Origin of the sequence: Thauera sedimentorum, assembly GCF_014489115.1 — a bacterium.
GTDB classification, from domain to species: domain Bacteria; phylum Pseudomonadota; class Gammaproteobacteria; order Burkholderiales; family Rhodocyclaceae; genus Pseudothauera; species Pseudothauera sedimentorum.
Window position 1 is genome coordinate 295,058 of the sequence record NZ_JACTAH010000002.1, and the last position, 19,347, is coordinate 314,404.

At 70.6% G+C, this 19,347-nt stretch carries 21 protein-coding genes; 13 read left to right on the plus strand and 8 right to left on the minus strand.

The features are described from left to right. The first annotated feature begins 110 nt into the window (after positions 1 to 110). The gene (locus IAI53_RS11190) at positions 111 to 1,091 is read left to right on the plus strand and encodes a sensor domain-containing diguanylate cyclase (RefSeq protein ID WP_349771920.1); all 981 of its coding nucleotides are present in this window, start codon (positions 111 to 113) and stop codon (positions 1,089 to 1,091) included. Positions 1,092 to 1,109: 18 nt separating this feature from the next. Here IAI53_RS11190 and IAI53_RS11195 read toward each other — a convergent pair whose 3' ends face one another. Then, positions 1,110 to 1,538, minus strand: coding sequence for a TerB family tellurite resistance protein (locus IAI53_RS11195; RefSeq protein ID WP_187718285.1), 429 nt, complete (start codon positions 1,536 to 1,538; stop codon positions 1,110 to 1,112). 116 nt (positions 1,539 to 1,654) lie between these two features. Between IAI53_RS11195 and IAI53_RS11200 the strand changes: the two genes are divergently transcribed. The 5 genes from IAI53_RS11200 to IAI53_RS11220 all read left to right on the plus strand — a co-directional run bounded on the left by IAI53_RS11200 (position 1,655) and on the right by IAI53_RS11220 (position 7,270). Then, positions 1,655 to 2,596, plus strand: a complete 942-nt coding sequence (locus tag IAI53_RS11200; protein WP_187718286.1) for a LysR family transcriptional regulator — start codon at positions 1,655 to 1,657, stop codon at positions 2,594 to 2,596. Between the two features lie 45 nt (positions 2,597 to 2,641). Further along, positions 2,642 to 3,637 (plus strand): NADH-quinone oxidoreductase subunit B family protein, encoded by a 996-nt coding sequence (locus tag IAI53_RS11205; RefSeq protein ID WP_187718287.1) that lies wholly within the window; start codon positions 2,642 to 2,644, stop codon positions 3,635 to 3,637. A gap of 2 nt (positions 3,638 to 3,639) precedes the next feature. Then, a complete protein-coding gene (locus tag IAI53_RS11210; protein ID WP_187718288.1) occupies positions 3,640 to 5,091 on the plus strand; it encodes a nickel-dependent hydrogenase large subunit in 1,452 nt (483 codons plus the stop codon). A 23-nt stretch (positions 5,092 to 5,114) separates the two neighbouring features. Next, entirely contained in the window at positions 5,115 to 6,464 is a 1,350-nt protein-coding gene (locus tag IAI53_RS11215; RefSeq protein WP_187718289.1) for a PAS domain-containing sensor histidine kinase, read from the plus strand. 230 nt (positions 6,465 to 6,694) lie between these two features. Further along, the gene (locus IAI53_RS11220; protein ID WP_187718290.1) at positions 6,695 to 7,270 is read left to right on the plus strand and encodes a HupE/UreJ family protein; all 576 of its coding nucleotides are present in this window, start codon (positions 6,695 to 6,697) and stop codon (positions 7,268 to 7,270) included. A gap of 64 nt (positions 7,271 to 7,334) precedes the next feature. On the opposite strand, the gene IAI53_RS11225 is transcribed toward IAI53_RS11220, so the two are convergent. Next, the gene (locus tag IAI53_RS11225; RefSeq protein ID WP_187718291.1) at positions 7,335 to 7,835 is read right to left on the minus strand and encodes a flavin reductase family protein; all 501 of its coding nucleotides are present in this window, start codon (positions 7,833 to 7,835) and stop codon (positions 7,335 to 7,337) included. A 121-nt stretch (positions 7,836 to 7,956) separates the two neighbouring features. On the opposite strand from IAI53_RS11225, the gene mutY reads away from it, so the two are divergent. Next, on the plus strand, positions 7,957 to 8,997 hold the full coding sequence (gene mutY / locus IAI53_RS11230; RefSeq protein ID WP_225433300.1) for an A/G-specific adenine glycosylase: 1,041 nt from the start codon (positions 7,957 to 7,959) through the stop codon (positions 8,995 to 8,997). Between the two features lie 148 nt (positions 8,998 to 9,145). Here mutY and IAI53_RS11235 read toward each other — a convergent pair whose 3' ends face one another. The 4 genes from IAI53_RS11235 to IAI53_RS11250 are packed head-to-tail and all read right to left on the minus strand — an operon-like array spanning position 9,146 to position 12,336. Further along, on the minus strand, positions 9,146 to 9,757 hold the full coding sequence (locus IAI53_RS11235; protein WP_187718293.1) for a DUF3299 domain-containing protein: 612 nt from the start codon (positions 9,755 to 9,757) through the stop codon (positions 9,146 to 9,148). A gap of 1 nt (position 9,758) precedes the next feature. Beyond that, the gene (locus tag IAI53_RS11240; protein WP_187718294.1) at positions 9,759 to 11,024 is read right to left on the minus strand and encodes an ABC transporter permease; all 1,266 of its coding nucleotides are present in this window, start codon (positions 11,022 to 11,024) and stop codon (positions 9,759 to 9,761) included. Further along, positions 11,021 to 11,752: an ABC transporter ATP-binding protein gene (locus tag IAI53_RS11245; RefSeq protein WP_349771921.1), complete on the minus strand. Its 732-nt coding sequence runs from the start codon at positions 11,750 to 11,752 to the stop codon at positions 11,021 to 11,023. The genes IAI53_RS11240 and IAI53_RS11245 overlap by 4 nt, the downstream gene beginning before the upstream one ends. Next, the gene (locus IAI53_RS11250; RefSeq protein ID WP_187718295.1) at positions 11,749 to 12,336 is read right to left on the minus strand and encodes a DUF2796 domain-containing protein; all 588 of its coding nucleotides are present in this window, start codon (positions 12,334 to 12,336) and stop codon (positions 11,749 to 11,751) included. The genes IAI53_RS11245 and IAI53_RS11250 overlap by 4 nt, the downstream gene beginning before the upstream one ends. Positions 12,337 to 12,448: 112 nt before the next feature. Here IAI53_RS11250 and IAI53_RS11255 point away from each other — a divergent pair, with 112 nt between their 5' ends. The 5 genes from IAI53_RS11255 to IAI53_RS11270 all read left to right on the plus strand — a co-directional run bounded on the left by IAI53_RS11255 (position 12,449) and on the right by IAI53_RS11270 (position 15,671). Then, positions 12,449 to 12,913 (plus strand): Fur family transcriptional regulator, encoded by a 465-nt coding sequence (locus IAI53_RS11255; RefSeq protein ID WP_187718296.1) that lies wholly within the window; start codon positions 12,449 to 12,451, stop codon positions 12,911 to 12,913. A 61-nt stretch (positions 12,914 to 12,974) separates the two neighbouring features. After that, the gene (locus tag IAI53_RS18645) at positions 12,975 to 13,100 is read left to right on the plus strand and encodes a hypothetical protein (RefSeq protein WP_262407741.1); all 126 of its coding nucleotides are present in this window, start codon (positions 12,975 to 12,977) and stop codon (positions 13,098 to 13,100) included. A gap of 8 nt (positions 13,101 to 13,108) precedes the next feature. Next, on the plus strand, positions 13,109 to 13,867 hold the full coding sequence (locus IAI53_RS11260) for a metal ABC transporter ATP-binding protein (protein WP_187718297.1): 759 nt from the start codon (positions 13,109 to 13,111) through the stop codon (positions 13,865 to 13,867). Continuing rightward, entirely contained in the window at positions 13,864 to 14,730 is an 867-nt protein-coding gene (locus IAI53_RS11265) for a metal ABC transporter permease (RefSeq protein WP_187718298.1), read from the plus strand. The genes IAI53_RS11260 and IAI53_RS11265 overlap by 4 nt, the downstream gene beginning before the upstream one ends. Before the next feature lie 17 nt (positions 14,731 to 14,747). Further along, positions 14,748 to 15,671 carry a metal ABC transporter solute-binding protein, Zn/Mn family gene (locus IAI53_RS11270; RefSeq protein ID WP_187718299.1) on the plus strand — a complete coding sequence of 308 codons (924 nt, stop codon included), beginning with the start codon at positions 14,748 to 14,750 and terminating at the stop codon, positions 15,669 to 15,671. 1 nt (position 15,672) lies between these two features. Here IAI53_RS11270 and rhtB read toward each other — a convergent pair whose 3' ends face one another. Further along, positions 15,673 to 16,296 carry a homoserine/homoserine lactone efflux protein gene (gene rhtB / locus IAI53_RS11275; protein WP_187718300.1) on the minus strand — a complete coding sequence of 208 codons (624 nt, stop codon included), beginning with the start codon at positions 16,294 to 16,296 and terminating at the stop codon, positions 15,673 to 15,675. 228 nt (positions 16,297 to 16,524) lie between these two features. Here rhtB and IAI53_RS11280 point away from each other — a divergent pair, with 228 nt between their 5' ends. Then, positions 16,525 to 17,493 carry a ChaN family lipoprotein gene (locus IAI53_RS11280; protein ID WP_187718301.1) on the plus strand — a complete coding sequence of 323 codons (969 nt, stop codon included), beginning with the start codon at positions 16,525 to 16,527 and terminating at the stop codon, positions 17,491 to 17,493. Here the strand turns inward: IAI53_RS11280 and ilvD are convergent. Further along, entirely contained in the window at positions 17,490 to 19,340 is a 1,851-nt protein-coding gene (gene ilvD / locus IAI53_RS11285) for a dihydroxy-acid dehydratase (RefSeq protein WP_187718302.1), read from the minus strand. The genes IAI53_RS11280 and ilvD overlap by 4 nt on opposite strands. Positions 19,341 to 19,347: the final 7 nt, after the last annotated feature.

Below are 19,347 nucleotides of genomic sequence, written 5' to 3' on the forward strand. Positions count from 1 at the left end.
GGTCATACGCAAGTCGTCATACGCAAACATCTTGTAACAGGCGCATCACCCCACTAAGATTCCACCTTGCCACCCCTGCGCAACAACAAGAACTCGCTGAGGAGACGCGCGTGGAGTCCGTTCTAGACCATCGATTGCCCATGCTCGATGGCGGCCACAGCATGGCCGTCCGGCTGATGCAGCACCTTGTCGTGCCCACCTTCGTGCTCGATACCGAGCGTCGCGTGGCGATCTGGAACAAGGCCTGCGAACGCCTCACCGGCTGCCCGGCCAGCGAGATGATAGGCACGCGCAATCACTGGCAGGCCTTCTACAACCACGAACGCCACTGCCTGGCCGACGTCGTCGCCCTGAACAAGCCCGACCAGCTCGAAACGCTCTACTCCGCCCATGCCGAACCGGGCGAATTCGGCCTCGGCCTGCGCGCCGAGAACTGGTGCACCATGCCCCGCCTGGGCGAGCGCCTCTACCTCGCGGTGGACGCCGGCCCCATCTTCGACGACCAGGGCAAGCTGGTCGCGGTGGTCGAGACCCTGCGCGACATGACCGCGCAGAAGCAGGCCGAGATCGCCCTGCACAACCTCGCCACCCGCGACGGCCTCACCGGCGTGGCCAACCGCCGTTCGCTGGACGAGCGCCTGAACGCCGAATGGGCGCGCGGCCAGCGCACCGCGTCGCCGATCACCTTCATGCTCGCCGACGTGGATCATTTCAAGCGCTACAACGACACCTACGGTCACCAGAAGGGCGACGAATGCCTGCGCTCGGTGGCCGAGGCGATCAGCGGCGCGGTGTATCGCCCGGCCGACCTGGCGGCGCGCTATGGCGGCGAGGAGTTCGCGGTGATCATGCCCAGCACCGAACCCGACGGCGGCCACGCGGTGGCCGAGCGCATCTGCCAGGCGGTGCGGGCGCTGGCCATCCCGCACTGTGCATCGGACGTCACCGACTGCGTGACGCTGAGCATCGGCGTGGCCACTGCCATCCCGCAACCGGGCAGCACGCCCGGCGCCCTGGTGGCCGCAGCCGACGAGGCGCTCTACCGCGCCAAGCGCACCGGCCGCAACCGCAGCTGCCTGGCCGCCGCCTGAGCGCCCGCAGTCGGTCCGTCAGGCATCGTCCGTCGCCGGACGGATGCGCACCGGCCAGTCGTTCTCGTCTTCCCAGCGCAGCGCCGCACGCGCCAGCAGCAGGCGCTCGCCTTCGCCCAGCGCACCGTCGGCGCAGGTGATCGCCATCATCGCGTCGAGCAGCGCGCGGCGGCGCGCCGGGTCCTTGATCTCGTCGAGCATGGCGTCGACCAGTTCGGTGTGCAGCCGGCACTGCAGCGCATCGAAGTAGCCCAGGCTGAGATTCAGGTCCTCGCAGAACTCCCGCATCACGCGATCAAAGTCCGCTTCCTCGAGACCGAAGCGCTCCAGCACCTGACGGCGCCGGAGGCAATCGAGCTCGCTCGCGTCGATGGCGCCGTCGGCCATCAGCGCAAGGGACAGGACACGGGCCACCGCGGGGCCGCTGTCTTCCACGTATTGGCGCATGCTGGGTCTCCTTCCTTTGTGGCTGTGAATGTGGAGCTGATCCTAGCCCGCCTGAAACCGGCAGAAAAATCGAATGTCTGCCCGTAAGCAATCGATTTTCTCGAGGATCAAGGACCATGCCCGCGCTCAACTACAAGCACCTGCGCTACTTCTGGACCGTCGCCCGCCTGGGCAGCGCCGCCCGCGCCGCGGAAGCCCTGCACCTGAGCGCACACGCCATCAGCGGCCAGCTGCGCCAGTTCGAGGCGACGCTCGGCGTACAGCTCATCGAACGCCGCGGGCGCCGCCTGGTGCTCACCGACGCCGGGCACCGCCTGCTCGAGTACGCCGACGACATTTTCGCGCTGGGCGACGAGGCGCTGGACATGCTGCGCCGGCCGGACGCCCGCCAGGCCCGCCGTTTCGCAATAGGGGTGACCGATTCGGTGCCCAAGTCGGTGGCCACACAGCTGCTGCGCGCGGTGCTGCAGCTGGACCAGCCGCCGCGCCTGGAATGCCGCGAAGGCCGGCTGGCCGCCCTGCTCGCCGAGCTGTCCATCCACCGCCTGGAAGCGGTGGTCGCCGATCGCCCGATGCCGCCGGACACCAGCGTGCGCGCCTACAGCCACCTGCTGGGCAGTAGCCCGCTGGCGGCCTTCTGCGCACCGGCCTTGCGCGACCGCCTCACGGGCGAATTTCCCGCCCTGCTCGACGGAGCGCCCTTCCTGATGCCCGGCGAAGACGTTGCCTTCCACGCCCCCCTGGCGCGCTGGCTGGCCGACCGCCGGCTGGCGCCGCGCATCGTCGCGGAATGCGACGACATGGCCCTGCTGAAGGCGCTCGGCCAGGAAGGCGAAGGCGTGTTCGTCGCGCCGCACGCGCTGGCCGACACCATCTGCCGCCAGTACGGCGTGGCCTGCCTGGGACAGATCGCGGAGGTCACCGCGCAGATCTTCCTGATCACCACCGAACGCCGCATCGCCCATCCGGCCATGCTGGCCATGCAGGAAGCAGCGCGCCTGACCCTGTTCGGCAACGATGCCGTGCCACGCCGCCGGCGCAACGACCACCGCAGCTGATCCCCGCGCATCGCCTTTTGCGCGCCGCGGTGGTTCAATACGCCCATGAACCTGCTCTGGCTCCAGTCCGGCGGTTGCGGCGGCTGCACCATGTCGCTGCTGTGCGCCGATTCCAGCGACCTGCTCGGCAGCCTCGCCGACGCCGGCATCCGCATCCTGTGGCACCCCTCGCTGTCCGAGGAAAGCGGCGCCGAGGCGCTCGACCTGCTGGCCGCCTGTGCGGCCGGCGACCTCCCGGTGGACCTGCTGTGCGTCGAGGGATCGCTGCTGCGCGGGCCGGACGGCAGCGGGCGCTTCCACATGCTGGGCGGTAGCGGACGGCCGATGATCGCCTGGGTGCAGGAACTCGCCGCACGCGCACGCTACACGCTGGCGATCGGCTCCTGCGCGGCCTGGGGCGGGGTGACCGCCGCCGGCCCCAACCCGGCCGGCGCCTGCGGCCTGCAATACGACGGCGAAGCCGCGGGCGGCCTGCTCGGCGCCGACTACCGCTCGGCCGCCGGCCTGCCGGTGATCAACGTCGCCGGCTGCCCCACCCACCCCGGCTGGGTGGTCGAAACCTTGATGGCGCTGGCGCTGGGCCAGTTCGACGGCGACGCGCTGGACGCCCTGGCCCGCCCGCGCTTCTACGCCGACCAGCTGGTGCACCACGGCTGCGCCCGCAACGAATACTACGAATTCAAGGCCAGCGCCGAGAAGCCCTCCGACCAGGGCTGCCTGATGGAAAACATGGGCTGCAAGGGTACCCAGGCCCACGCCGACTGCAACCTGCGGCCGTGGAACGGCAGCGGCTCGTGCACCCGCGGCGGCTATGCGTGCATCTCCTGTACCGAGCCGGGTTTCGAGGAGCCCGGCCACCCCTTCGTGCAGACCCCCAAGGTGGCCGGCATCCCGATCGGCCTGCCCTCGGACATGCCCAAGGCCTGGTTCGTGGCGCTCGCCGCGCTGTCCAAATCCGCCACCCCGCGCCGGGTGCGCGACAACGCGGTGGCCGACCACCTTGCGGTCACGCCGGCGATCCGCCGTACCGGGCTGAAGTGAGCATGGGCGAGCGCATCGTTCTCGGCCCCTTCAACCGCGTCGAAGGCGACCTCGAAGTGCAGTTGGAGGTGGCCGACGGGCGGGTGGCAGCAGCCTATGTGAACTCCCCGCTGTTCCGCGGCTTCGAGCAGATCCTGCGTGGCAAGGACCCGCGCGACGCGCTGGTGCTGGTGCCTCGCATCTGCGGCATCTGCTCGGTGTCGCAGTCGGCGGCCGCCGCCGCCGCGCTGCGCGAGGCCATGGGCTTGGCGGTGCCAGCCAACGGCGAGCTGGCCGGCAACCTGGTGCTGGCGGCGGAGAACCTGGCCGACCACTTCACCCATTTCTACCTCTTCTTCATGCCGGACTTCGCCCGCGAGGCCTATGCCGGGCGGCCGTGGTTCGACGCCGCACGCGCGCGCTTCAAGGCCGTGCACGGCAGCGCCGCGGCAGAGGCCGTGCCGGCGCGCGCGGCCTTCCTGCAGCTCACCGGCATCCTCGCCGGCAAGTGGCCGCATACGCTCTCGCTGCAGCCGGGTGGCTCGGCGCGCGCGGTCAGTGCGGCGGAGAAGATCCGCCTGTACGCGCTGCTGCGTGAGTTCCGCCGCTGGCTGGAGCGCCACACCTTCGGCGATACGCTGGAGACGATCGCGGCGCTCGACTCGGCCGACGCGCTGGCCGCCTGGGCCGCAGCGCGCGCGCCGGCCAGCTCCGACCTGCGCCTGTTCCTGGAGATCGCCGACGATCTCGGGCTGGCCCGCATCGGCCGCGCCACAGACCGCTTCATCAGCCACGGCGCCTATCCGCTGGCCGGCACGCCGCTGTTTGCACGCGGGGTCTGGCAGCCGGAAACCGCTACGGTCGCTGCCTTCGATCCGGACGAGATCCGCGAGGATCTGAGCCACGCCTGGATGCAGGGCGAGGCCCGTCACCCGTGGCGCGGGCTGACCGAGCCGGACGCAGACAAGGACGGCGCCTACTCCTGGTGCAAGGCCCCGCGCCTCGCCGGCCGGGTGGTCGAATGCGGTGCGCTGGCCCGTCAGGTGGTGGACGGCCATCCGCTGGCGCGCAACCTGGTCGCACGCGATGGCGCCAGCGTGCTGGCACGCGTAGTGTGCCGCTTGCTGGAACTGGCCCGCGTAGTCCCCGCCATGGAGGCCTGGGTGCAGGCCCTGCAGCCCGGCGAGCCCTTCTGCGCCCAGGGCGCACTGCCCGACGAGGCCATGGGCTGCGGCCTGGTCGAAGCTGCGCGCGGCGCGCTGGGCCACTGGCTGGTGATCCGCCACGGGCGCATCGCCGGCTACCAGATCATCGCGCCCACCACCTGGAACTTCTCCCCGCGCGACGCCGCCGGCACCCCCGGCGCGCTGGAACAGGCCCTGGTCGGCCTGCCTGCGGACGACGCCCGCGTGCCGCTCGCGGTGCAGCACGTGGTGCGCTCCTTCGACCCCTGCATGGTATGCACCGTGCATTGAGCGGCGTACACTCCGGCCCCACCATGAGCGACCAGCCCAAGCCCAACCTTCCCCTGCAGCACACCGGCCACCCCGGCGAACTGGTGGGCGTGGGCGAGGACGTGTGGATGGACGTCATCCACAAGATGGACGAGGTGTATTCCGACCTGCTGCAGTACGAGGTCGCCCTCGAACAGAAGAACGCCAAGCTGGAGGAGTCGCAACAGTTCATCCTCTCGGTGCTCACCTCGATGTCCGACATCCTGGTGGTGTGCGACCGCAATGGAAACATCGAGGACGTGAACCGCTCCCTGCTCGACTTCACCGGCAAGGAGCTGGACGAGCTGCGCGGCACCACGGTGTTCGAGCTGTTCGCCGACGACGTGGCACGCACCCAGGCCCGCCACCTGCTCACCCTGTACGGCGAGGAAAGCGTGCACGACTGCGAGCTGCCCCTGCGCGCGCGCGACGGCTCGGCGGTGCCGGTGTCGCTCAACTGCACGCCTCGCTACAACGCCGTGGGCAAGTCGCTCGGCATGGTGGTCACCGGCCGTCCGGTGGGCGAGCTGCGCCGCGCCTACCAGGCCTTGCGGCAGGCCCACGAGGACCTCAAGCGCACCCAGCAGCAACTGCTGCACTCCGAGAAGATGGCCTCGCTCGGCCGCCTGGTGGCCGGGGTGGCACACGAGCTGAACAACCCGATCAGCTTCATCCTCGGCAACGTGCATGCGCTGCAGCGCTACGCCGGGCGGCTGGAGTCCTACCTGGCCGCACTGCACGCCGGGGAAGCGCCCGCAAGGCTGGCAGAACTGCGCGCAGAGCTGCGCATCGACCGGATCCTCGCCGACCTGCCGCCACTGATCGAAGGCACGATCGAGGGCGCCGAGCGCACCCGCGACATCGTGGACGGCCTGAAGCGCTTCTCCGCCATAGACCGCGACGAGCAGCAGTCCTTCAACCTTACGGAAGTGATCGAGCGCGCGGTGCGCTGGGTGTGCAAGGCCACCCGCGAGGGCTTCCGCGTGCAGGTCCGCCTGCCGGCGCAGATCCCGGTGCGAGGCTCGCCCGGGCAGATGCAGCAGGTGATGATGAACCTGGTGCAGAACGCCTGGGACGCCACCAGCGACTTGCCCGAACCCTGGCTCGACATCGAAGGCAAGGTGGAAGGCACGCGCGCCACCATCCGCTTCCACGACAACGGCCCGGGCATCGCCGAGCAGCACCTGGCGCACGTCTTCGACCCCTTCTTCACCACCAAGCCGGTGGGCAAGGGCACCGGCCTGGGGCTGTCGATCAGCTACGGCATCGTCGAGCGCCACGGCGGCCAGCTCTCCGCCCGCAACCACCCGGCCGGCGGCGCCGAGCTGGTGATCGAGCTACCGGTCAGCGACTGACCACTGCGCATGCGCTGCCGGCAGGAACGCGACCAGCACCCGATGCACATACCGCCTCCCGGCGCGTGCAACGGACTGGCACGCAACTTGATTGCACCCTGCCATCGTCGACAAGGTATTTGTAGGAGCGGCCTTGGCCGCGATGCGGCGGCAGTTCTCCCGCAGGCCGCGTCGCGGGCAAGCCCGCTCCTACCGAACATCCATCCACATCCGGAATCCCAGGAGGCACCATGCACCCGAACCGCGCGCTGACCACCCTCGGCCTCGTCCTCGCCAGCGGCTCCGCGCTGGCTCATCCGGGCCACGAATCGGCCAGCTTCTTCTCCGGCCTCGGCCACCCGCTGGGCGGCGCCGACCACCTGCTGGCCATGCTCGCGGTAGGCCTCTACGCCGCGCGCCAGGCCGGCCGCCAGCGCTGGGCGCTGCCTGCAAGCTTCGTGCTGGCGATGCTCGCCGGCGCCGGGCTGGGCGCGCTGGGCATCATGCTGCCCGCGGTGGAAGCCGGCATCGCCGCCTCGGTGCTGGTGCTCGGCCTGCTGATCGCCTTCGCCGCGCGCCTGCCGGTAGCCGCCGCGCTGCCGCTGGTGGCGGCCTTCGCGCTGTTCCACGGCCACGCCCACCATGCCGAGATGGGCGACGGCACGCTGGCCGCCTACGCGGCCGGTTTTGCGCTGGCCACCGCGGCGCTGCACGCTGCGGGCTATCTGGTCGGCCGCTGGCTGCCGCAAAGCTTGTGGGCACAGCGCCTGCAGCGCGCTGCCGGCGCGCTGATCGCCGGCGCGGGCGCGGTCTTCCTCGGCGCCTGAACGGCCGCATCAAGCAAAAGAGGTGGCCGAGGCCACCTCTTTTGCGTTTACCGGAGCGCCCGGATCAGGGCGCCAGGCGGCGGTAGGCGCCGCCGTGGAAGAGCAGCGGCGGACGGTCCTCGCGGTCGAAGTTGGCGACTTCGCTGACGAACAGGATGTGGTCGCCGCCCGGGTAGCGGTGGGTGTTGCGGCACTCGAAGCGCGCGCAACAGCCGCGCAGCAGCGGCGCGCCGCCCAGGCCTTCGTCGAATTCCAGGCCGGCGAACTTGTCGTCGGAGCGGCTGGCGAACAATTGCGAGAGTTCCTGCTGGTCTTCCGCCAGCACGTTGATGGCGTAGTATTCGCAGGCTTCGAACACCGGCACGCTGGGCAGGTTGGCCGACAGGCTCCACAGCACCAGCGGCGGATCGAGCGAGACCGAGTTGAAGGAGTTCACCGTCAGCCCCACCGGCGCGCCATTGGCGGCGCGGGTGGTGACCACGGTGATGCCGGTGGCGAACATGCCCAGGGCATTGCGGAAATTGCGGGTGAAGTCTTCGTGCGTGTAATAGTTCTGTGCGGACATGGCCTTCGGGTGTGCGGCACGGGGCGATACGCCCGGCACCGGTCTGGACAATCGACGGATTATGGCTGCGCGGACGACTTCCGTCGACCCCGCGTGCAGCCCGGAAAACAGGACCAAACCCTTGTCCAAGCAAGACTTTGCCGGGCGCCTGATTGCCTGGCAGGCCGGCCACGGCCGCCACGACCTGCCCTGGCAGCACAGCCGCGAGCCTTACCGGGTGTGGCTGTCCGAGATCATGCTGCAGCAGACGCAGGTGGACACCGTGATCCCCTACTACCTGCGCTTCCTGACGCGCTTTCCCGCGCTCGCCGACCTCGCCGGCGCACCGCAGGAGGCGGTACTGGGCCTGTGGAGCGGGCTGGGCTACTACGCCCGCGCGCGCAACCTGCACAAGGCCGCGCAGGTGGTGATGGCCGAGCACGGCGGGCAGTTCCCGCGCCGCGCCGAGGACATCGCCCGCCTGCCCGGCATCGGCCGCTCCACCGCGGCGGCGATCGCCGCATTCTGCTTCGGCGAGCGCGTGCCCATCCTCGACGGCAACGTTAAGCGCGTGCTGTGCCGGGCCTTCGGCGTCGACGGCTTCCCGGGCGAGCGCGCAGTCGAGCAGCGCCTGTGGTCGCTGGCCGCGGAGTTGCTGCCGGAGAGCGGGGTAGACACCTACATCCAGGCGCAGATGGACCTGGGTGCCACGGTATGCACCCGCACCCGCCCGGCCTGCGGACGTTGCCCGCTGGCCGACGACTGCGTGGCCCGCCGGGAGGAACGCACTGCCGAACTGCCCGCCGCCCGCCCGCGCAAGACGCCGCCACGGCGCAGTGCTCAGGTCGTGGTGGTGCGCGCGGGCGACGCCGTGCTGCTCGAACGCCGCCCGCCCGCGGGCATCTGGGGCGGCCTGCTGGCCTTGCCGGAAGCCGGCGAGGACGGCGCCGCGGCCTGGGTGGCGCAGCGTTTCGGCGAGGTGGCGGGCGGAAGCGAACTGCCCCCGCTGACCCACGCCTTCACCCACTTCGTGCTGGAGATCCGCCCCTGGCTGGTGGACTTGCCCGGCACACCGCCCCTGGCCGCCGACGGCAGCCTGCACTGGCAGGCGCTGGACGCCCTGGACGAGGCGCCGCTGCCGACGCCGGTGCGCAGCATCCTGCGGGGGTTGCGACAAGGCTAAGGCGGGCCGCCGATCCTTGGCGCGACACCTCATGTAGGAGCGGCCTTGGCCGCGATTGCGGCGTCGTTTCGTCATCGGCCGTATCGCGGCCAAGGCCGCTCCTACATGACCCTGCCTGCCGTTGCACCACGGTCACCCGCTGGGACTCCTATCTGGCTTTCGCCGCCGGCTCGACGTACTCCTCCACCTTGATCGCGCGCAGCTGATAGCCCGCGTTACCCAGTTCCGATTCGATGCGCGCCACGGTGAGCACGCCGCTGACCCACACCGGCACCATGTTCCACTCGCCCGGGATCGGCTGGTCCGGCATCACGTGGATGAGCTGGTTGGCCGGTGGGGGCGGCACGTGGATGCAGGCGCCGAAATAGGGCACCAGCAGGAACTCGCGCACCGTCTTGCCGTCGCCTTCCAGCGGCACGACGAAACCGGGCAGCCGGATGCGCCGGCCGTTCATGGCCTGCACCACCGGGGCGCGGTCCCACTCCTCGCGCAGCCGGCGCATCAGGTCGATGGCGCGCGGATCGTTGTCCTCCATGGCGTCAAGGTTCACATCGTCGAACAGGGCCTGCGGATTCCAGTCGGCGGGCAGCAGGTCGTCCCATTCGATCTCGGTGAAGCCGGCCTTGTCGGCGCCCGCGGCCGGCGCCAGGCGGTCACCGACCTGATAACCGGGCTGGCCGGCGGCCTTCTGCGCGTGAGCGGCAGACATGGCGGCGCAGAGGGTGAGCAAGGCGGCAAGGGCAAGGCGCGGGAAACGCATGTCAGATCCTGATGGTCATGCCGTCGGCAAGCGAGTAACGGTAGGCGCGCCAGCCCGGCACCAGGCTGGCCAGCAAGGCCACGGCGAGCACCGCGCCCAGCAGGCGCCACTCCGCAACCGAGGGCCAGCCGGCGGACAGCGGCAGACCGTAGTGCGCCCCCAGCCACGGCCCGACGACGGCCACCGCGGCGGAAAGCAGCATGATACCGAGGACGCAGCCGGCCAGGCTGAGCATCAGGCTCTCCAGCGCGAGCAGGCGGAACACCTGCCCCGGGCTGGCGCCCAGCGCGCGCAGGATGGCCAGTTCGCGCCGGCGTTCGCCCAGGCTGGCGACCACCACCGCCACCAACCCGGCCAGCCCCACCGCCACCACCAGCGCCGACACCGCCAGCAAGGCGCGCTCGGCAACCGCCACCACGCCCCACAACTCCTGCAGGGTGGCGCCGGGCAGCACCGCCAGCAGAGGCTCGGCGGGCCAGTCGTTGATCCGGCGCTGCACGCGGAACACCGCGACCCGCGACTTCAGCCCGACCAGCGCGGCGGTCACGCTCTTGGGCGACAGGTCGAACTTGCGCACATGCTCGGCGGCGATCCGCACGCCCGGCAGGCGGGCGCCGCCAGCCCAGTCGACATGGATGGCCTCGATGCCCTCCAGGCTCACCAGCACCGAGCGGTCCACCGGCGTGCCGGTGCGCGCCAGCACGCCGACCACGGTGAAGGGCTTGTCGTCGTGCTCGGCAAAGCTCACCTCGCCGCTGCCGTGGCTGACCACGATGGACTGGCCGACGCGATAACCGAGGCGTTCGGCCACCTCGGCACCGACCACCGCCTCGAACACCTCGCCGAACGGGCGGCCGGCGGCCATCGCCAGCGCCTGGTCGCGCCCGTGGCGGTAATGCTCGAAGAAGCCCGCCGTGGTGCCGACCACGCGGAAGCCGCGGTGCGAATCACCGAGCGACAGCGGCACCAGCCAGTCGACATCCGGCAGCGCGGCGATGGCCTCGACGCTCTGCCAGGACACGTTGTTGGTGGCGTTGCCGATATGGAACACCGAGTACAGCAGCAGCTGCACCGGCCCGCTGCGCGCGCCGACCACCAGGTCGGTGCCGGAGATGGTGGCGGCGAAACCGGCACGCGCGTCATGGCGCAGGCGCTCCACACCCAGCAGCAGGGCCACCGCGAGCGCCACCGAGATCACCGTGAGCAGCGCGGTGAGCCGGCGGTTGGCGATGCTGCGCCAGGTCAGGTGCCACAGCGGCGCCTTCATGCCCCACCTCCCCCGGTGGCACGATTGATCTCGTCCAGCGCCACCACCCGGTCGAAGTGCGCGGCCAGCCGCGCGTCGTGGCTGACGAAGAGCAGCGCCGCGCCGGCCGCCGCGCATTCGCCCAGCAGCAGTTCGAGGAAGCCGCGCTGGCGGTCGGCATCCAGCGCCGAGGTCGGCTCGTCGGCGATCACCAGCGGCGGCCGGCCGATCAGCGCGCGCGCGGCGGCCACGCGCTGCTGCTGGCCCACCGACAGTTCGGCGGCCGGCCGGTCGAGCAGCCCGCGATCGAGGTCCAGGTGCGCGGCGAGCCGCTCGGCTTCCGCCTCCGGACTGCGGCCCGCCTCGCGCACCCGCCGGCTGCGCAGCGCCGAGAAGCGGCAGGGCAGCAGGATGTTGTCGCGCGCGGAGAGGTAGGGGATGAGGTTGAAGAGCTGGAACACGAAGCCGATGTGGTCCGCGCGGAAGCGGTCGCGCGCACCGGCACGCAGGGCGCCGAGGTCCTGCCCGCACACCACCACCCGGCCGGCCTGCGCTTCGAGCACGCCCCCGATCAGCGACAGCAGGGTGGTCTTGCCGCTGCCGCTGGGGCCGCACAGGAACACGCGCTCGCCGGCAGCCACGGCAAAGCGTTCCATGGCCACGCAAGGCACGTCCGCTGCGGGCCAGGCGAAGCGCAACCCTTCGAGGGAAACTGCCGGCACCGCCGCGGCTGCGTCCACCTCGATCACAGCGGCAGCTTGTCCTTGCCGCGGGTCAGCGTCAGGGCATTCTGGCCGCGCGGGGTGGCGGTCTCGGCACGGATGCGGGCGGTGCGCGGGAAGGCCTCGGCCAGCTTGACGGTCATGCCGGTCAGCGCCTCCGGGGTGGCGCAGTTCAGCAGGTAACGGACATGCATTTCGCCGTGAGCCTCTTCGTGGTCATGATCGTGCTCGTGATCTTGTTCGTGCTCGTGCTCGTGGTCGTGGTCGTGGTCGTGGTCGTGGTCGTGGTCGTGGGCCTCATCATGCCCGGCATGCCATGGCGACTCCAGTTCGACCTCGGAGAGCACGCAGCCCGCGCCGGCCGGCAGGACGAACAGCGCGCCGAAGTCGCGCAGCCTGGCCTCCGCGTCGGCGAGTGCGCGACGTTGCGCCTCGGTACTCGGTTCGTGCTCGAAGCCGACGAGATTGTCCAGCGGGCTCTGCAACTCGACGGCCAGCAGCCCGCCGTCGATGGCGACCTGCAGGCGCGCGACCCCGTGCTCATGCCCACCCTGCGCGAAGGCCGTAAAGGTGATGCCCAGGCCCACCAGGGCCGCCGCCAGTTTCCTCATGCTGCTCACTCCCTACGTATGGTTCCGGTACGCCACGCTGTGCGCAGCCGGCGTTTCGTCGATCGGACAAGATGCTACAATGTTGCACTTGAATCCGGCAAACACCTTCGCCATGGCATCAAGCAGTCTCCAGCCTCCCCCAGCATCGGGCGCCACCAGCGCGGCGCAAACGACCATCGCAGCGCACGGCCGCGTCACGCGCACCCGCGTGGCGGTGCTGGAATGCCTGCTGGCCAGCCACCAGCCGCTGAACCACGACCAGATCGCCGCCGATCTCGCCGCCAGCGGCGAGCACCACGACCGCGTCACCGTCTATCGCGCGCTCGACTGGCTGGTCGACAGGGGCATCGCGACCCGCGTGCCGGGCAAGGACCGCGCATGGAAATTCGAGGCGGTCAGGCATGACGGCCATCGCCATGCCCATTTCCATTGCGACGCCTGCGGTCGCGTACTGTGCCTCGAGACCATCGAACCCGCCATTGCCGTGGCACTGCCGGCGGGCTACCGCCTGGACCAGGCCGAACTGGTGCTGCACGGCGCCTGTCCGGCGTGCAACGACGGTCGGGCCGCGCGCTGAGGCACAGCCAGTTCGCAACACTGTTGCACCTCCTTTTCACGTTCCACCACCCGTCGACGCGATGAAACATCACCACCACATTCCCCGCGGCAACCTGCTCGGCACCGGCCTGGCGCAGCGCCTGGCGATCGCCGCGGCCGCCAGCGCATTGCTGTGGGCAGCGGTGTTCTGGGCACTGTCGCGATAAGGCCACCGATGCTCCGCCTGGAAGATCTCACCCTCGGCTACGACCGCCATCCGGCGGTGCACCACCTGAACGTGGATGTCCCTGCCGGCGCGCTGGTCGCCGTGGTCGGCCCCAACGGCGCCGGCAAATCCACCCTGCTCAAGGGCGTGGCCGGAGAACTGCGCGCGCTCGGCGGCCATATCCGGCGAAGCGGCGAGCCCGACGCCCGCATCGCCTACCTGCCGCAGCGCGGCGAGCTGGACACCAGCTTTCCGGTATCGGTGTTCGAGATGGTGGCCATGGGCCTGTGGCACGAGATCGGCGCCTTCGGCCGCGTTCGCGCATCGCATGTGCACCGCATCGAGCGGGCGCTCGCCGCGGTGAGCCTGTCCGGCTTCGAGTCCCGGCCGATCGGCTCGCTGTCCGGCGGGCAGATGCAGCGCGTGCGCTTTGCCCGCCTGATCCTGCAGGACGCGCCGCTGATCCTGCTCGACGAACCCTTTGCCGCGCTCGACGCGCGCACCGTGGCCGACCTGATGCAGTTGATCCTCTCCTGGCATCGCGAGGGGCGCACCATCCTCACCGTGGTGCACGACCTCGACCAGGTACGCCGCCACTTCCCCACCTGCCTGCTGCTGGCCCGCGAGCCGGTGGCCTACGGCCCCACCGCCGAGGTGCTCACCGAACCGCTGCTCACCCGCGCACGGCAACTCTCCGAGGCCTTCGACGAGCAGGCCGCGGTGTGCCACCGCGACGAGCACGCCCACGCCGACGAGGTGCACGCATGATCGACTTCCTGGTCATGCCCTTTGTCGACTTCGAGTTCATGCGCCGCGCGCTCGCCGGCTGCCTGGCGCTCGCCCTCGGCGCCACGCCGGTGGGCGTGTTCCTGATGCTGCGCCGCATGAGCCTGATGGGCGACGCGATGAGTCACGCCATCCTGCCGGGCGCCGCGCTCGGCTATCTCGCCTTCGGCCTGTCGCTCGGCGCGATGACGGTGGGCGGCATCCTCGCTGGCCTCACTGTGGTGCTGCTTGCCGGCCTGGTCACGCGCAGCTCGGTGCTCAAGGAGGATGCCAGCCTCGCCACCTTCTACCTGCTGTCGCTGGCCGCCGGGGTGATGATCGTCTCGCTGCGCGGCAACAACCTCGACCTGCTGCACGTGCTGTTCGGCTCGGTGCTGGCGCTGGACGACGCCTCGCTGCTGCTGATCGCCGCGATCGCCAGCGTGACCGTGTTCGGCCTCGCCCTGCTGCTGCGCCCGCTGGCCCTCGAATGCTTCGACCCGGCCTTCCTGCGCGGGGTGAGCCGGCTGTCGCCGGTGGCGCACTATGGCTTCCTGGCGCTGGTGGTATTCAACCTGGTGGCCGGCTTCCATGCACTGGGCACGCTGATGGCGGTGGGCATCATGATCCTGCCGGCGGCGGCCGCGCGGCTGTGGAGCCGGCGCCTGGGGCCGCTGCTCGCCACCGCATCGACCGTCGCCTTCGCCAGCGCAGCCAGCGGTCTCCTGCTGTCCTTCCATGCCGACGTGCCGGCCGGCCCGGCCATCGTGCTGATGTGCGGTCTGGCCTACCTCGCCTCGCTGCTGCTCGCCCCGGACGGCATGCTCGCCGCCCGCCTGCCGGCGCGCAGCCATCTCGAATCCTGATCCCTCCGAGTCGTCCAATGCGCAAGTTCTTCAGCTTCATCGCCCTGTCCGCCATGCTTCTCGCCGGCACACCGCACGCGGCCCAGGCCGGCAAGATGGAGGTGGTGGCCAGCTTCTCCATCCTCGCCGATCTGGTTGCGGAAGTCGGCGGCGAGCATGTCAGCGTGCATGCCCTGGTCGGCCCGGACGAGGACGCGCACGGCTTCCAGCCGCGCCCGTCGGACGCACGCCGGATCGGCGCGGCCACCCTGGTGGTGGCCAACGGCCTGGGCTTCGACAGCTGGATGGAGCGGCTGGCGCGCTCCGCCGGCCACCAGCGTCCGGTGCTGGTCGCCTCGCGGGGCATCCACGAGCTCAGGAACGATCACGGGTCGGCACACGACCATGACCATGGGCACAAGCACGCGCACGGGGTGGATCCGCATGCCTGGCAGGACGTGGCCAACACCATCGTCTATGTACGCAACATCGCTGAAGGGCTCTCGGCGGCCGACCCGGACGCCGCGGCCAGCTATCGCGCCAACGCCGAGCGCTATGTCGCCGAACTGCAGGCGCTCGATGCCGAGATCCGCAGCGCACTTGCCGCGCTGCCGGCCGAACGGCGCAAGCTGATCACCTCGCACGACGCCTTCGCCTACTTCGGCCGGGCCTATGACGTGCGCTTCCTCGCCGCGCAGGGCGTGGCCACCGAGGCCGAACCGAGCGCCAAGGGCATCGCCCGGCTGATCCGCCAGATCCGCGCGGAGAAAGTCCCGGCGGCCTTTCTGGAGAACGTGACGGACCAGCGCCTGGTCGAGCGCATCCGCAGCGAGAGCGGCGCCAGGCTGGGCGGCACGCTGTATTCCGACGCGCTGTCGGCCGCGGACGGCCCGGCCCCCAGCTACGTGGCGATGATGCGCCACAACCTCGCCACCCTGCTCGGCGGCCTCACGGCCGACTGAGTTACTTCGACGAGGCCGCCAGCGCCGCCCCGGCGCCGACGAACAGGCCGCCGAACACCCGGTTCTGCAGGCGCAGCGCGCGCGGGTCGCGCAGCAGCGGCCGGAAGCGGGTGGCCAGGCCCGCGTAGCAGGACATCACCACGGTATCGACCGCCACCATGGTGGCGCCAATGATCAGGAACTGCGGCAGCTGGGCCGCGCGCGGGTCGATGAACTGCGGCACCAGCGCCGCCATGAAGATGATCGCCTTGGGGTTGGTCAGGTTCACCAGCAGGCCCTGCAGCACCAGCCCGCCGCGCTTGCGCATGGCGCCATCCTCGGCGGGCGTGTCCAGCGGCTCGGGGCGCGCGCGCCATTTCTGCACCCCCAGCCATATCAGATAGGCGGCACCGACGATCTTCAGCGCCAGGAAGGCGGTCGCCGAGGTCGCCAGCACCGCCCCCAGACCCAGCGCCACCACGGCCAGCTGCACCAGCAGGGCCAGCTCCAGGCCGAGGATGGAACGCAGCGCCGCCAGGTAGCCATGGCGCAGGCCGGTGGCCATGGACAGCACGGCGCCCGGTCCGGGGCTCACCGCGATGACGATGGCGGCGACCAGAAAGGCGACCCACAGGCTCCAGCTCATGATGCAACTCCTCGGAAATGCATGAGGCGTCCCGCGGACGCCACGATCCCGCGAGCATCGTCCCTTTTGCCGCAGTGCGCAAGAGCCGGCAGCGGCGCCGGCAGGCGGAACCGATCGCCCGCACCGGACTCCGAGACATTACGAACCGGGCACACGCCCCGGACAGTGCCGCACCGCCGGACTCGACCACGTCACCATGACGCGCGCCTGCGGCGGCGAGGAGTGCCGATGAAAGCGATCCTGCTCGTCCCCCTGCTGCTCGCGACCGCCTGCATGAGCGCCGTACCCACCGACGACGCCACGATACGCGGCGCGGCCTGCGTACCCGACGCCGCCTGGGTCGCCCCGGGCGGCGGCCAGCTGGACCACGGACTGCTGCTCGACGGCCTGGCGCGCAACGGCGTGGTCCTGCTCGGCGAACGCCACGACAGCATGGCGCACCACCGCTGGCAGCTCGACACCCTGGCCGCGCTTTACGCGCGCCAGCCGGACATGGTGATCGGCCTGGAGATGTTCCCCCGCCGGGTGCAGCCGGCCCTGGACGCCTGGGTGCGCGGCGAGCTCGACGAAGACGAGTTCCTCGCGCGCAGCGACTGGGCGAAGGTGTGGCGCATGGATGCCGCGCTCTACATGGACATCTTCCGCTTCGCCCGCAACCACCGCATCCCGCTGCAGGCGCTCAACGTGGACCAGGGCCTGACCCGGGCAGTGAGCCGCGCCGGCTATGACGCGGTACCCGAGAACGAGCGCGAAGGCGTGGGCCGCCCCGCGGAACCCTCACCGGCCTACGCCGACTGGCTGCACGCCATCCAGCGCGCCCATCACCCGCAAGGAGCCGACGGCGGCGAGCAGGCCCGGCGCCGCTTCGTCGAAGCGCAGCTGGTCTGGGACCGCGCCATGGCCGAAGCCATCGTCGCCGCACGCCACACCCGGCCTGAGGCCCTGGTGGTGGGCATCATCGGCAGCGGCCACCTGCGCCACGGCTGGGGCGTGCCGCACCAGCTGGCCAGCCTGGGCATGCCGCAGGCGGCGGTGCTGCTGCCCTGGGATCGCGACAGTGCGTGCACCGACCTGGTGGCCGGCCTGGCGATGGCCGTGTATGGCATCGGCGCCGAAACGAAAACGGGCGCCCCCGCGGGACGCCCGTCGATGAGCACGGCCGGCCGCACCAAGGCGGCCGGCGAGGTCGGGACCTAGCGCTGCACCTGGCTGACGTCGCGCACCGCGCCGGTGTCGGCGCTGGTGGTGAGCGCAGCGTAGGCCTGCAGCGCGGCCGACACCGCGCGCTGGCGGTTGACCGGCTTCCAGGCCGCGGCGCCCCTGGCTTCCATCGCCGCGCGGCGGCGGGCGAGTTCCTCGTCGCTCACCGCGAGATGGATGCGGCGCTTGGGGATGTCGATCTCGATGGTGTCGCCGTCCTCGACCAGCGCGATCGCCCCGCCCATCGCCGCTTCCGGCGAGGCATGGCCGATGGACAGGCCGGAGGTGCCGCCGGAGAAGCGCCCGTCGGTGAGCAGGGCGCACTGCGCGCCCAGGCCGCGGCTCTTGAGGTAGGAGGTCGGGTAGAGCATCTCCTGCATGCCGGGGCCGCCCTTGGGGCCTTCGTAGCGGATCACCACCACGTCGCCGGCCTGCACCTGTTCGCCGAGGATGCCTTCGACCGCGTCTTCCTGGCTCTCGTACACCCGCGCCTTGCCGGTGAATTGCCAGATGGACTCGTCCACCCCGGCGGTCTTCACGATGCAACCCTTCTCGGCGATGTTGCCGTAGAGCACTGCGAGGCCGCCGTCGGCAGTGAAGGCATTGGCCTTGTTGCGGATCACGCCGTGCACGCGGTCCATGTCGAGCTCGTTCCAGCGGCGGTTCTGCGAGAAGGCCACCTGGGTGGGCACGCCGCCCGGCGCGGCCAGGAAGAAGTCGAACACCGACTTGTCGTGCGCCTGCATGATGTCCCAGCGGCTCAGCGCCTCGCCCAGGGTCTTGCTGTGCACGGTGGGCACGTCGCGGTGCAGCAGGCCGGCGCGGTCGAGTTCGCCGAGGATGGCCATGATGCCGCCGGCACGATGGACGTCCTCGATATGCACGTCCGGCACCGCCGGCGCGACCTTGGACAGGCAGGGCACGCGGCGGCTGATGCGGTCGATGTCCTTCATGGTGAAGTCGACACCGCCCTCGCGCGCCGCAGCCAGCAGGTGCAGCACGGTATTGGTGGAGCCGCCCATCGCCACGTCCAGGCTGATGGCGTTCTCGAAGGCCTGGAAGCTGGCGATCGAGCGCGGCAGCACCGAGGCATCGTCCTGCTCGTAGTAGCGCTTGGCCAGATCGACGATGCGCCGGCCGGCTTCCTTGAACAGCTTCTCGCGATCGGCGTGGGTGGCCAGCGTGGTGCCGTTGCCCGGCAGCGACAGGCCGAGCGCCTCGGTCAGGCAGTTCATCGAGTTGGCGGTGAACATCCCCGAGCACGAGCCGCAGGTCGGACAGGCCGAGCGCTCGATGGCGTCCACTTCCTCGTCCGAGCAGTTCTTGTCGGCGGCCTTGACCATGGCGTCGACCAGGTCGAGCGGGATCACCTTGGCTTCCCACTTCACCTTGCCGGCTTCCATCGGTCCGCCGGAGACGAAGATCGCCGGGATGTTGAGGCGCAGCGCGGCCATCAGCATGCCCGGGGTGATCTTGTCGCAGTTGGAGATGCACACCAGCGCATCCGCCGTGTGGGCATTGACCATGTACTCGACGCTATCGGCGATCAGCTCGCGGCTGGGCAGCGAATAGAGCATGCCGCCGTGGCCCATGGCGATGCCGTCGTCCACCGCGATGGTGTTGAATTCCTTGGCCACGCCGCCGGCGGCCTCGATCTCGCGCGCGACCAGCTGGCCGAGGTCCTTCAGGTGCACATGGCCGGGGACGAACTGGGTGAAGCTGTTGGCGATGGCGATGATCGGCTTCTCGAAGTCGGCGTCCTTCATGCCGGTGGCGCGCCACAGGGCGCGCGCACCCGCCATGTTGCGGCCGGCGGTGGAGGTACGGGAACGGTACTGGGGCATGACTGAC